This window comes from Microcoleus vaginatus FACHB-2002 (assembly GCF_040004035.1).
In the GTDB taxonomy this organism is placed as follows: Bacteria; Cyanobacteriota; Cyanobacteriia; order Cyanobacteriales; family Microcoleaceae; genus Microcoleus; species Microcoleus vaginatus_C.
In genome coordinates this window covers 172,689-185,112 of sequence record NZ_JAMPLN010000002.1, presented here as the reverse complement: position 1 = coordinate 185,112, position 12,424 = coordinate 172,689, and the positions used below count along the sequence as shown (strand labels likewise).

9 protein-coding genes are annotated in these 12,424 nt (G+C 47.5%); 5 read left to right on the top strand and 4 right to left on the bottom strand.

The window, feature by feature from the left end; all coding sequences use genetic code 11:
• The first annotated feature begins 161 nt into the window (after positions 1 to 161).
• The 3 genes from trxB (at position 162) to NDI35_RS02365 (ending at position 3,846) form a co-directional block, all read left to right on the top strand.
• Positions 162 to 1,532, top strand: a complete 1,371-nt coding sequence (trxB, locus tag NDI35_RS02375; RefSeq protein WP_445311328.1) for a thioredoxin-disulfide reductase — start codon at positions 162 to 164, stop codon at positions 1,530 to 1,532.
• A gap of 265 nt (positions 1,533 to 1,797) precedes the next feature.
• The gene (locus tag NDI35_RS02370) at positions 1,798 to 2,682 is read left to right on the top strand and encodes an ABC transporter permease (RefSeq protein ID WP_190660478.1); all 885 of its coding nucleotides are present in this window, start codon (positions 1,798 to 1,800) and stop codon (positions 2,680 to 2,682) included.
• Between the two features lie 1,002 nt (positions 2,683 to 3,684).
• Positions 3,685 to 3,846: a hypothetical protein gene (locus tag NDI35_RS02365; protein WP_445311327.1), complete on the top strand. Its 162-nt coding sequence runs from the start codon at positions 3,685 to 3,687 to the stop codon at positions 3,844 to 3,846.
• Positions 3,847 to 3,994: 148 nt separating this feature from the next.
• On the opposite strand, the gene NDI35_RS02360 is transcribed toward NDI35_RS02365, so the two are convergent.
• On the bottom strand, positions 3,995 to 4,243 hold the full coding sequence (locus tag NDI35_RS02360) for a hypothetical protein (protein ID WP_445311326.1): 249 nt from the start codon (positions 4,241 to 4,243) through the stop codon (positions 3,995 to 3,997).
• Positions 4,244 to 4,532: 289 nt separating this feature from the next.
• On the opposite strand from NDI35_RS02360, the gene rpoD reads away from it, so the two are divergent.
• Positions 4,533 to 5,699 carry an RNA polymerase sigma factor RpoD gene (rpoD, locus tag NDI35_RS02355; protein WP_445311325.1) on the top strand — a complete coding sequence of 389 codons (1,167 nt, stop codon included), beginning with the start codon at positions 4,533 to 4,535 and terminating at the stop codon, positions 5,697 to 5,699.
• 214 nt (positions 5,700 to 5,913) lie between these two features.
• Here the strand turns inward: rpoD and NDI35_RS02350 are convergent, their stop codons facing one another.
• The 3 genes from NDI35_RS02350 to gyrA all read right to left on the bottom strand — a co-directional run bounded on the left by NDI35_RS02350 (position 5,914) and on the right by gyrA (position 10,380).
• Positions 5,914 to 6,066, bottom strand: a complete 153-nt coding sequence (locus NDI35_RS02350) for a CAB/ELIP/HLIP family chlorophyll-binding protein (RefSeq protein WP_445311324.1) — start codon at positions 6,064 to 6,066, stop codon at positions 5,914 to 5,916.
• A 121-nt stretch (positions 6,067 to 6,187) separates the two neighbouring features.
• Entirely contained in the window at positions 6,188 to 7,603 is a 1,416-nt protein-coding gene (locus tag NDI35_RS02345; RefSeq protein WP_445311323.1) for an ABC transporter ATP-binding protein, read from the bottom strand.
• 224 nt (positions 7,604 to 7,827) lie between these two features.
• A complete protein-coding gene (gyrA, locus tag NDI35_RS02340) occupies positions 7,828 to 10,380 on the bottom strand; it encodes a DNA topoisomerase (ATP-hydrolyzing) subunit A (protein WP_445311322.1) in 2,553 nt (850 codons plus the stop codon).
• Between the two features lie 1,568 nt (positions 10,381 to 11,948).
• Between gyrA and NDI35_RS02335 the strand changes: the two genes are divergently transcribed.
• On the top strand, positions 11,949 to 12,344 hold the full coding sequence (locus NDI35_RS02335; RefSeq protein ID WP_445311321.1) for a response regulator: 396 nt from the start codon (positions 11,949 to 11,951) through the stop codon (positions 12,342 to 12,344).
• The last annotated feature ends 80 nt before the right edge of the window (positions 12,345 to 12,424 follow it).

The window sequence follows — 12,424 nt, the reverse complement described above, 5'->3', positions numbered from 1 at the left end:
AGATTGTTTTTGCTTATAAAACAAGTTGGAATTGCCCCTAAGACCGATCGACCCTCAACAATAGATACAGATGCTCGATCGCACAATGGCATCCAACCAAACTCGATCGAACTCTGCTAGAATTAGTAAAACGAAGTCGTTATGAGTTTAAGTAAATAACTATGACCAACGAAACCGTAGAAAACCTAGTAATTATCGGCTCAGGCCCTGCAGGCTACACAGCAGCAATCTACGCAGGTCGGGCAAATCTGAAACCCATAGTCTTTGAAGGCTACCAAGCCGGAGGCGTCCCCGGCGGTCAATTGATGACCACAACAGAGGTAGAAAACTTCCCCGGCTTTCCCGAAGGCATCACCGGGCCGCAACTGATGGATCGGATGAAAGCTCAAGCAGTGCGCTGGGGTGCCGAATTATACACAGAAGATGTAATTTCGGTGGATTTGACCAAGCGTCCGTTTACAGTGCGATCGGAAGACCGAGAAATAAAAACCCACACGATAGTAATCGCTACAGGCGCGACGGCGAAAAGGCTGGGGCTGCCTAGCGAACACGTATTTTGGAGTCACGGCATTTCGGCCTGTGCGATTTGCGACGGCGCTACCCCAATTTTTAAAGGAGTAGACTTAGCTGTAATCGGCGCAGGCGACACAGCAGCGGAAGAATCTATTTATTTGACAAAATACGGCTCTCACGTACATATGCTGGTGCGGCGCGATCAAATGCGCGCCAGCAAAGCCATGCAAGACCGAGTGCTGAGCAATCCCAAAATTACCGTGCACTGGAACACCGAAGCAGTGGATATCTTGGGCGAAGCGGGCGGCAAAATGGACGGGGTGAGAATTAGAAATATCGAGACCGGCGCCGAAAGCGATTTGCTGGTGAAAGGATTGTTTTACGCGATCGGTCACACCCCCAACACTCAACTGTTCCAAGGTCAGTTAGAACTCGACGAAGTAGGCTATATCGTTACCAAACACGGTTCGGTAGAAACCAGCGTTGATGGAGTTTACGCCGTCGGCGACGTGCAAGACCACGAGTTTCGCCAAGCCATCACCGCCGCCGGTAGCGGTTGTATGGGGGCGATGCTGGCAGAAAGGTGGTTGTCGTCCAATGGTTTAGCTCAGGAATTCCGCCAAACCGAGGAATCCGAGCAACCCGTCGCAGCGCCGGAAGCTCAAAAAGTACGCAAAACCAGCGCGAACTTTGATATCCAAGACACGCGCCACGAAGGAGGTTATGCTTTGCGGAAGTTGTTCCACGATAGCGATCGACTGATTGTGGTTAAATATGCCTCTCCGAGTTGTGGGCCTTGCCACAGCCTCAAGCCGATTTTGAGCAAAGTAGTAGATGAGTTCGAGGGCAAAATCCACTACGTGGAAATTGACATCGAAGAAGATCCAGAAATTGCTGAAAATGCAGGCGTGATTGGTACGCCGACGATTCAGTATTTCAAAGACAAAGATTTGGTGGCTGAGCTCAAAGGAGTTAAGCCGAAAAGCCAGTACCGCGAGTTAATTGCCAGTAATTTGTAGGAATTCCATCGATTTTAGATTTGAGGTTCGCCAAGAGAGATTTAACCTAAACTCGACTTGCGTCCCACCTGCCAAAAACCCGGTTTCTCCCCTGCGCGCCAGTCCCGTGCAGGGAAGAAACCGATTTTTTTTTAGCCCCATCGCGCGAAAAAACCCGGTTTGTCGCGAGTGTTTGGCGAATGAGAAAGAGGATTTTTGACTGTTCCGGGTTTTTTCGCCTGAGTGCTACTAAAATCGAAAAGTCTTATATAGGTCGATCGTCATTATGGCTCAAAGCCGCCTCCGACTGCCGCGATTTCTCAACAGTGCCTCGCCCTCAAGCCTGTCAATGAAAATGATGTGGGCAGGTTTGACAATAACTGCCGTGTTTGTATTGGTAGCCATCTTGTCTCCAGCTATGCAAGCTTGGGGATGGCTGCAAAATCCTACCGAGGCTTTGATTAACCCCATCCACGAACCACCGTCGGCGAATTATTGGTTTGGTACTAGCCGCAGCGGCTACGATGTTTTTTCCCGCACGCTGTTTGCTTCTCGCGCGGCTTGGCAAGTGGTAATTTTAGCCACTGCTTTGAGTTTGTTTATAGGTGTGCCGCTGGGTTTGGTTAGCGGTTATTTGGGCGGTAAGCTCGATCGAGTGTTGTTATTTTTAATGGATACAATTTATACTTTGCCGGGGCTGCTGCTTTCTTTGACGCTAGCGTTTGTAGTGGGAAAAGGAGTTTTGAATGCTGCGATCGCCCTGAGCATTTCCTACATCCCTCAATACTACCGCGTCGTCAGGAATCACACCGTCAGCGTCAAAACCGAATTGTTTGTTGAAGCCGCGCGAGCAATGGGGGCTGACACTTGGACAGTGCTTTCGCGCTACCTGTTTCTAAATGTGATTCAGAGCGTACCTGTGCTGTTTGCGCTCAACGCTGCCGATGCAATTTTAACATTAGGAGGTTTGGGATTTCTCGGATTAGGGCTTCCCGAAGCAACTCCTGAATGGGGACACGACTTGCGTTTAGCTTTAGATGCGCTACCTACTGGCATTTGGTGGACGGCTTTGTTTCCCGGTTTGGCGATGACTTTAATGGTGGTGGGACTGTCTTTGGTGGGGGAAGGATTAAACGAGTTTGTGAACCCTCGCCTGCGGAATCAGCAGTAATTTGTCTCGCGGTTAAATTAAGTTCGCAGTCAGGACTTTAGTGCTTATTCACAAATATACAAAAAACTGAAGTCCTGACTACAAACAGGCGCTATAAAGAGATCGTAATATCAGCCAGATTAATTACTAAATCTTTCTCTCAAGAAGGTGAATTCTTTCTAATAAACCTTCTTTGGGTTGTCTGTATAGACACGGATCTGAAATTTTTCTTGATAGCTTCATCCCCTAAAGGTCAAGCCACATAATTTAAACCAGAGTAGAGGATAAAGCAAGGCTCTGTGCTTTCTGATGACACGCTGTAAATAATAACAAAATTTTGAGCATTGCACCAACGTCCTACCGTTCGATTGCTTTAAGTGCATCCTGCAGCTCATGCCTTCTCTAACAATAACAAGCACATCGCTAACTGGGTAATTTTTTCTTCCCTGGCAGAGTTATCGTCGGCCGACTGTTGCAGCAACGCCCGCTGTGGCTTTTGTTTCGTCTGCTTGAAATTGTCAAGACAATTCGGGAATGCTACCTAAAATTGATTGAGGGGCTTTATCGGATCTTCACACGGTCACGATATATTTAAAGGAATCGTGAAGTTATACTTCCGGGAGATGGCGAATTGTGTTGTTTGTGAGAGTGTGCGATCGCGCAAGTGCGAACCGAAAGCAAAAAAAAATTAGAGAAATCCGCAGCCGAGAGTTGCGCGGCGGGTTAACTCTCAGTAGAATTTATCCTGGTGGTTTTTGCCATTGACGCGACAAACTCGTGTCGAACTGCTTAAATAAGAATGTGACGTTAAGAACTTAATGTGATTTAACGTAAAAATTAAACCCAATTTCTGAGATTTGAGCTAACTTAACAATGAAAGCCCCTGTTGCACTACTCAACCCGCAACGCTTCATTGGGGGTCAGAGTCGGTCTCTAATCCAGAGTTACCGACTTAAAACTAAAGCTACGAGCTTTATTCAATCGCAGATTGCGTATGATTCAATTCAGGGAAACAGGGTAATGATGGGTGTATCTACACGGATTGTATTGGTTCCAATTTGGGCAACTCAAAAATTGTCTGCTAACTGTCTGGCCAACTACGCCGCAGCCGTTCACCCAGATATACGCAGAAAACAGGGCCGTTCGATCGTGCCAAAGTTTTTGCGGGCCGTTCTCAGGATTTAGCAGAGCCGGACATGAGTTAGTATTGTCAAGCTAAGCTGACAGAGTTTTCCTAGTTCTTGACCAACAATGGAAAACAACTTCCATTTTTTGTGAGAAAGGCTACAATCGGGAAGGTCTTTGCAAGATCCGATTCTCCCCGTTTGGTGCTTCAACCCTCTGCTGTTGCATTTGAGGCAGCAGACCGGCATCGAAGGTGGCGAAAACTTGCCGTGCAACTGTCATGTCTGACAACCAGAGTGAAAGCAAGGCGAATCAAAAGTTCGACACCTCCAATACAAAAGTTAGAGGGTTCCGTGCGGGAAAACTTGTACGGGTAAAAGCTCGAAGTACCGAGTAAAAAAGCCAGTATTTTTGGAAGTGCGATCGATCGCACTTCATGGTTTGCTTCTCTGGGCAAGGTATTGCAGATGATGTGGTAACTCGCTCCGAAAGAAAAAGCCGCTAGCTCAATTTAAGGTCGCGATGTTAAAATCTGCGATCGATAGAATGCGCTGACTGCTTCAAACCAGAACTCGAACCGTGACTCATAAAACAGGTGCAGTTTCGGTAACAAATTCAGCTAGCAGACCAAAAATCCCACTATTTCTTCCTGCGGGAATGTCAATACTGGCTAACTTGTCTAAACTACAAACAGACACTATTCCACTGTTATTTATTCTTTAATTCAGGAGCATGAGGAAGACGGCATGATCCCAGCTAACACCGTACTCGAAACCACAATTACACCGGAAATGGAAACAATCGAGTTGCTTCGCAGCGCCGAAAGCGTTCTACCTGAGAACGAGTTAGAACTCTTTATCGACGAAGAAGACGATCGAGAAGAATTCTTAGACTCTCAATCGGAGGAAGATCCTAAATCTGGCAAAGGCGCCAAAGCCCGCCGTCGGGCACAGGCAAAGAAAAAGCATTATACTGAAGACTCTATTCGTCTTTACCTGCAAGAAATCGGTCGGATTCGACTGCTGCGAGCTGACGAAGAGATTGAACTAGCACGCAAGATTGCAGATTTGCTGGAATTAGAGCGAGTTCGAGAACAACTGCTCGAAGAGTATAACCGCGAACCTAAAGACAGCGAATGGGCTAATGCTGTAGATATGGCACTTCCTGCATTCCGTCACCGACTCCACGTCGGCCGTCGGGCAAAGGAAAAAATGGTGCAATCAAACCTGCGTTTGGTGGTGTCGATCGCCAAAAAATACATGAATCGCGGTTTGTCTTTCCAAGATTTGATTCAGGAAGGCTCTTTGGGTCTGATCCGGGCCGCTGAAAAATTCGATCACGAAAAAGGCTACAAGTTTTCTACCTACGCAACTTGGTGGATACGTCAAGCCATTACCCGGGCAATCGCCGACCAATCCCGCACTATCCGCCTACCCGTTCACCTTTACGAAACCATCTCGCGGATCAAGAAAACTACCAAGCTCCTGTCTCAGGAAATGGGTCGCAAGCCTACGGAAGAAGAAATTGCTACCCGCATGGAGATGACGATCGAGAAGTTGCGGTTCATTGCTAAGTCCGCACAGTTGCCCATCTCTCTAGAAACTCCGATCGGCAAAGAGGAAGACTCACGTCTGGGAGATTTTATTGAATCTGACGGGGAAACGCCAGAAGATCAAGTCTCGAAAAACTTGCTCAGGGAAGACTTGGAAAGCGTTTTGGATACTCTCAGCCCCCGAGAACGGGATGTACTGCGGCTGCGTTACGGCTTAGATGACGGACGGATGAAGACCTTGGAGGAAATTGGTCAAATCTTTAACGTCACTCGTGAGCGGATTCGCCAAATCGAGGCTAAAGCCCTGCGGAAGTTGCGCCATCCCAACCGCAACAGCATCTTAAAAGAATATATCCGCTAGAGTAATTTGCTAGCATCACCCAAAAGAGTGATTCGCACTCTTTTTTTTGGGGGGGAGACCCCCCGCCCCGGTTTGGGCTATAGCTGTTAAATTCTGTGCTGCTAACTGCCCGGAGCAAGTGGCTATTTGCTGCCCAAATCGCGCTGCCAAAATTTAGGGAGTCCGTTACCGAACTCCCAAGCTTTGCAGTGTCACAAAAGTCTTAACTAGAAAATTACATCAAGCCCCAAAAGTGAAGCAGGCCTTGACCGGAAACCAATTCGATGATGACAGCGGCAGAAAAACCAATCATAGCGAAACGACCGTTCCAATTTTCGGCACCTTCGCTGAAGCCCCAGTTCCAAGCGTTGCGTTTTTGTTCTTGCATAGTGCGAACTCCTTTCGTTAACTTGTGTAAGGCTTATGTGAATAAATATAACATTCCTTGATCAAAATGCAAGCTTGTGATTAGTGATATCGGTCATAACGGTCGCTCGACCTTGATGATTTTACCTAACAGGAAAAATAGCCAACTCGGTATCAGGGTCGAACAAGTGAATTTTGTCATGGGCGATGGCCAACCAAAGCTCCTCGCCAACTCGGATCGAGCGCTCAGGAGGAACCCGCACTTGCATCCGCACCGCCGGAGCATCCGTCAAACAAACCCCCAAATAAGTTTCGTGTCCCAAAGCCTCTACAATTTCCACTTGTACCGAAAGATTTTTGGTAGCCGGAGGGTTAATGCTCAGATGTTCCGGCCGAATGCCCAAAATTAGCCCTCGCCCGTCATATTGTTGTAGACTTTTTGCCCAAATATCGGGTAAAGTAAAGCGAAATTGCGGGTGAGAAATCAACAGTGGAGCACTAAATTCCACCAACAAGAAATTCATCGGCGGAGAACCGATAAACTCAGCAACAAACAGATTAGCCGGCTTGTTGTAAAGCTCTAGAGGTCGAGCTACTTGCTGAATCTGGCCGACCTTCATAATAGCAATCCGATCGCCCATAGTCATTGCCTCAGTTTGGTCGTGAGTTACATAAATAGTTGTAGTTCCCAACTGTCGCTGCAACTGCACAATTTGCGATCGAGTTTCCGCCCTCAATTTCGCATCCAGATTCGATAGCGGTTCGTCCATCAAAAAAACTTCCGGATTTCTAGCCATCGCCCTACCCAAAGCTACGCGCTGCTTTTGCCCTCCCGAAAGTTGTTTTGGCAAGCGATTTAAAAGAGATTCTATTTGCAATAATTCAGCTACCTCCCGCACTCGTTTCCCTACAGCCTTTTCCCGTTCCGACAAATAGCGCAAACCCGGAGGCAACTTGCGAGTCGCTCCTCCTAAAAAGTCCTCAAACAAAGGATAACTTAGAGGATCTTTAGAATAATTAGAAGCTAAATCATTAATAACCTCTTCTACCTTATTCCTAATTTTTTCTATCTTCTGGATGCTTCCTTCTTCTCCTTGTATCTTCCCCCTTCTTCCTTCTTCCTTCTTCCCTCTTCCTTCTTCCTTCTTCCTTCTTCCTTCTGCTTTCTCCCTTTCCGAGCGACGCAATCCAAAGGCGAGATTATCGTAAACTGTTAAGTGAGGATAGAGAGCATAATTTTGAAATACCATAGCGATATCTCGGTCTTTAGGAGGCAAATCGTTAACCAGCAGATCGCCAACCCAAATATTACCGGCAGTCAAAACTTCTAAACCGGCGATCGAGCGCAGCAAAGTGCTTTTTCCGCAGCCCGAAGGCCCCACCAGCACCATGAATTCCCCGTCTTCGACCGTCAGGTTAATGCGCCGCAAAACGCTGTTAGACGAAGGGCGATCGGCCGCAGGCGAGACACTTTCTGCGACGGTGTTTGCTTCTTTTTCCTGTTCTCCTTGGCGGAGAGGAAAACTTTTGTAGATATTTTCTAATACAACTTTCGCCATCAAACAATTTTAGATTTGAGATTTTAGATTGGGTATGGGGTATGGGGCATGGGGCATTGGTAATTGGGGTATTCAAGGAAGGAGGAAGTTCGGCAACCAGCAGTATACGGGATTTAAATGATTTAACGGATGGATGTTGAAGTCAGAAGTCAGAGGTCACAAATCAGATTAATGCCCAATGCCCAGTGCCCAATGCCCAATGCCCAATGCCCAATGCCCAATGACTATTGACTGCTGATAACTTTGATGATTCTTTCACCTGGATTCAGGTCAAAAACTCGATCGCCCGCAGCATCTTTCCCCCAAAAAGCTATAGCATCCATAGCCGATCGCAGCAGGCGGCCAGAATTAGTAAAAAGTTTGACATCCGTACCCGGAACAGCCTGCAGCAAGCCAACTAAAGCATCTTTAGGCTCTGAGAAACGAAAAGCTTGAGTGCCAATTTCGCCGCGGTTAGTAAGTCTGACAGAACCTGCAGGCATTCGTTTTGCCCAACCCAACTCGGAAAATAGCACCAGACTGTCGTTCGGGTCGAGAGTGATGCAGCCCACCAACTGTTCCTGCTTCCGCAACCTGGTTACTTGAGATCCCTGGGCCGCGCGGCCCATTGGTGGCAGTTGTTCGTCATCAATCTCAAACCGGAGGACTCGGCCTCCTGAAGTTGCGATCGCCACTTGCTCGCCGACTTTAGCCAGACTCGCACAGCGCAGCCGATCGTCCTCCTTGAGTTTAACAACAGTAACGCCACGATTAGTCAAATCAGCAAATTCCTGCATCGCCAAGCGCTTAATTTTTCCTTGCTGAGTCAGAGTTACTAAATCTGCGGCTTCCGAATTTTCCGGCAAAATAAAGTGTGCAACTGTGATTTCCGACAAAGCGCGATCGGCACTGTCTTTAGTAGCACTCGGCGACAACAAACTAACGATCGGCGTTCCCCGGTCTTTGGCGCTACTACTAGGAATATCGGCCACTTTCAGCGGGTAAGCTTTGCCGTTAGGAGTTAAGACGACCAAAGTGCGATCGGTTTTCGTCAGATTTGCCGTCACAATAAAATCTTCATTTTTTTCTAAAGCTGAAACCGATTTTTCGCGACTTTTCGAGCGTGGCTTTTCCCCAGTTGGCAAGCGCCGCACGTACTGCTTGTGCGAAAATTCAACAATAGTTTCCTCTGCCTCTAGAACGGGCAATAAGTTCGGCTGAATCGTTGCTGGCGACAATTGCTTCACCCCAGCATTTTTCTTACCAGAAAATTGTGATTCGGCGTTTGCTGCGCGTGCAGTTCCATTGGCGAATTTAGTGCGGCGGGGGTCGGCGTACTTGCGTTTGAGCGATCGAAATTCCTTCTTTAAAGCCTTCAAAAGTTCGCGTCTGTCGCTCAACAACCGCTGCAATTCTTGAATATTAGCCATCAACTCATCAAACTCAGACTGCAAATTTTGCCTTTCCAAACCCGTCAGCCTACGCATAGGCATCGCCAAAATCGCATCCGCTTGACTTTCGCTCAAATTGAGGCGAACTTGCAAAGTTTGCTTAGCAGTAGAGCCGTCAGGAGAATTTCTGAGAATGTCGATCGCTGTATCGAGATTTGTCAAAGCCAACATTAAGCCTTGGACAATATGACAGCGGCGTTCTGCAGCTTGCAACTCGTAATTGTAGCGGCGGGTAAGAGTCACTTCCCGGAAATCCAGAAATTCCTGCAACAATTGTCTGAGCGTCAACTGTCGCGGTTGACCGTTAACAATTGCCAGCAAAATCGCCCCAAAATTGGTTTGCAGGTCAGTTTGTTGGTAAAGGCGAGCGAGAACCGCTTCTGGGGTAAATTCCCGCTTGAGTTCAATCACAACTCGAATCCCTTCGCGATCGCTCTCGTCACGCAAATCAGAAATACCGTCGAGGCGGCCAGCATTGACCAACTCCGCCACCTTTTCAATCCAAGCCGCCTTATTTACCTGAAACGGAAACTCCGTCACCACGATCGCCGTTTTAGTACGCACCTTGCGATTACCAGGCACCTCTTCCACCCCTGCCACACCCCTGACCGCAATGCTGCCTCGACCCTTAGTGTAGGCGTCAACAATGCCCTCTGTAGCGACGATTTCCCCTCCAGTTGGAAAATCCGGGCCCGGAATCAGTTCTATCAACTTCTCGTCGGATAGTTCCGGGTTTTCAATCAAAGCAATTAAACCGTCTACCACCTCCCCCAAATTGTGCGGCGGGATATTAGTTGCCATCCCCACAGCAATGCCAGCACAGCCGTTGAGTAACAAAAACGGCAACTGAGCAGGCAGCGCCGTCGGTTCCTGCTGCGAACTGTCAAAGTTACCAGTAAAATCAACAGTTGCCTCGCCGACTTGGGTTAGCATAGCTTCGTGGGCGATCGGTGCCAGCCTAGTTTCCGTATAGCGCATAGCAGCCGCCGGATCGTTGTCCACCGAACCGAAATTGCCGTGACCCGCCAGTAAAGGATAGCGGCTCGAAAACTCCTGAACCATGCGTACCAGAGCGTCGTAAACCGATTGGTCGCCGTGGGGATGATATTTTCCCAAAACATCTCCAACTACCCGGGCGCACTTACGGTAAGGTCGGTCTGGCGTCAGACCGAGTTCGTGCATCGCATATAAAATTCGACGGTGAACTGGTTTTAAACCGTCGCGGACATCAGGCAAAGCTCGCCCGACGATCACACTCATGGCATATTCGAGGTACGATTGCTGCATCTCGGCGTGCAGAGGCGTAGAAATTACTTGCCCGGAAAGTAGGTTGAGTTGTTTAGCCATGAGTCCTTGTGTCCGTTAATTCCTGAGTGAAAACAGCCTCTGTCAATAATGCCGAGGTTCCCTGTCTCGATTTAAAAGCCTTTGCCGCAGGCGAACCGAAAGTTCGACCCAACCGCCCAGTTGAAGAATAAAAATAAACTTAACTTGTGAAAGCAGAATCAGAGTCCCGAAGACGGGCAACACTTGCCTCTTACTCTCCACTCTTACCCTAACCTCTATGTTGCCTTCATTTGCGCCTACCTGTCTATTTACCTTCTGCCGTGAGAAGGTTGATTCACAGAGAGAACACGGAATGCCAGAAACTCAGAACGTAGTGAGGCTGTAGCTCTTCCTAGGAAAGCATCACGAGGGACTTGAGTCCCCGTCAATCTATGATAGAATTTAATTGCAATTAGGAATAACCATCTACACGAAGAAATATTCTATTCAGGAGAAACCCCAGATTGATCTGGTCTCAGTACAGTCGTAGCGTGGATCAAGCAGCAATGGTAGACGATCGAGCTTACCGTATTTTGGCAAGCGTGATGGACTCCGAAACTATTAAAAAAGAAAAGTAAGGGCAATTGGAATACCCCTGGTAGTGGTACTTGTTCTGATCGTGTAGAGGCGACTGGACTATGAGTAAAGTCCAAGTTTTGGGCTTATTCAACAATAGAGCGTGGCCGTGACTCGCTGAGGGAGAATCTCAATGAAAGCACCCAAGCCCAAAATTGGAGGCAGGAGACAGGAGCCAGGAGGAAAGAGTCAGAAGGAAGGAGCCAGAAGAAGTGTTTGTACAAATTATCAGATGCTCCCCTCGCTGAAAGTGTCAAAAATGCCGATATCGATGAATTCATCATTCAAGAGCTTTCCTGGCGATATCTCCTAGTCTGGCATCCGCTTGAGCAAAGAAAGCGTCGATATTTTAAGCCGTTTTGATGGGTTAAAACTGAGAATTAGGAATCTCCAACAATCCCCGCTAGATTCGCTACTTCGACTGCTGTGGCGACGCGAGGAAGGAAATAATTATCCCACATTCCCGATTCTAATACCAGTTCCAAAAATAATGCAACTGTAGGCCCGTGCTCCAAACTGATATCCAGTCAATCAGTTCCCATATAAAATCTAAAATCTAAAATCTAAAATGGTAGAAGCCGGAGGCTTAACCGAAAGAGAGGATACTATAAGTCCAGGACGCACGGGTAGTCAGAAACCGGGTTTTTTCATAGCAATAGTTCGTTATAGCCCGCCAAAATGAGCAAAAACCCGGTTTCGAGGCGTCGTCCATGCGTCCTGGATTGTACTAGAAACCTGCTACCGGAGAATCTTGAGACTCTCACCAGTGCCAGGTCTAGTTATAAAAAACAACTAAACTGTCTGTGTGTAGTAGTCTAAATGATGGTACTGGATGCTTCTAGGCATCTGTAAACCCTCTCACAGCTAGTGGCTCAAGGATATACATACGGGTTTTGCAGGGTTCCCGGCTAATGGCGCTAAAAACTCTGCATTTTTGACGGGGAATGTACTCCCCGTGTCGTGTTCCTCTTTGGACTAAAGTCACAAAGTTTCTATACTTCCCATATTTATTTATGAAAACCGTTCTGATTGTAGAGGACGATTTGGTTAATGCTCGGGTTTTTTCCAAAATTCTGACTAAGCGGGGGGGCTTAGCCGTGAAACACACGGAAAATGTTGAAGAGGTGATGCAGATTGCTGCCAACGGCGAAGCTGATTTGATTTTAATGGATGTGTCTCTTTCGCGCAGCGTGTACCAGGGCAAATCTGTTGACGGCATTAAGATTACTCAACTGCTCAAAGCTGACCCGCAAACGGCCTCGCTGCCGATTATTTTGGTGACTGCTCACGCGATGGCTGGTGATAGAGAAACATTTCTGGATCAAAGCGGTGCCGACGGTTACATCTCTAAACCTGTGGTAGACCATCAAGAGTTTGTTAATCAAATCAAGGCTTTGCTGCCTGATTGAGTGAACCATACATGAAGAAAAAATAAGCAGGAAGAAGGAAAAAGGAAGCAGGAAGAAAGAATTGTTTGTTTGAATCAACA

What these genes read in the sequence shown, in the direction of transcription:
- trxB (WP_445311328.1), top strand. Translation starts at nt 162, where the DNA reads ATGACCAACGAAACCGTAGAAAACCTAGTAATTATCGGCTCAGGCCCT.
- NDI35_RS02370 (WP_190660478.1), top strand. Translation starts at nt 1,798, where the DNA reads ATGGCTCAAAGCCGCCTCCGACTGCCGCGATTTCTCAACAGTGCCTCG.
- NDI35_RS02365 (WP_445311327.1), top strand. Translation starts at nt 3,685, where the DNA reads ATGGGTGTATCTACACGGATTGTATTGGTTCCAATTTGGGCAACTCAA.
- rpoD (WP_445311325.1), top strand. Translation starts at nt 4,533, where the DNA reads ATGATCCCAGCTAACACCGTACTCGAAACCACAATTACACCGGAAATG.
- NDI35_RS02350 (WP_445311324.1), bottom strand. Translation starts at nt 6,066, where the DNA reads ATGCAAGAACAAAAACGCAACGCTTGGAACTGGGGCTTCAGCGAAGGT.
- NDI35_RS02345 (WP_445311323.1), bottom strand. Translation starts at nt 7,603, where the DNA reads ATGGCGAAAGTTGTATTAGAAAATATCTACAAAAGTTTTCCTCTCCGC.
- gyrA (WP_445311322.1), bottom strand. Translation starts at nt 10,380, where the DNA reads ATGGCTAAACAACTCAACCTACTTTCCGGGCAAGTAATTTCTACGCCT.
- NDI35_RS02335 (WP_445311321.1), top strand. Translation starts at nt 11,949, where the DNA reads ATGAAAACCGTTCTGATTGTAGAGGACGATTTGGTTAATGCTCGGGTT.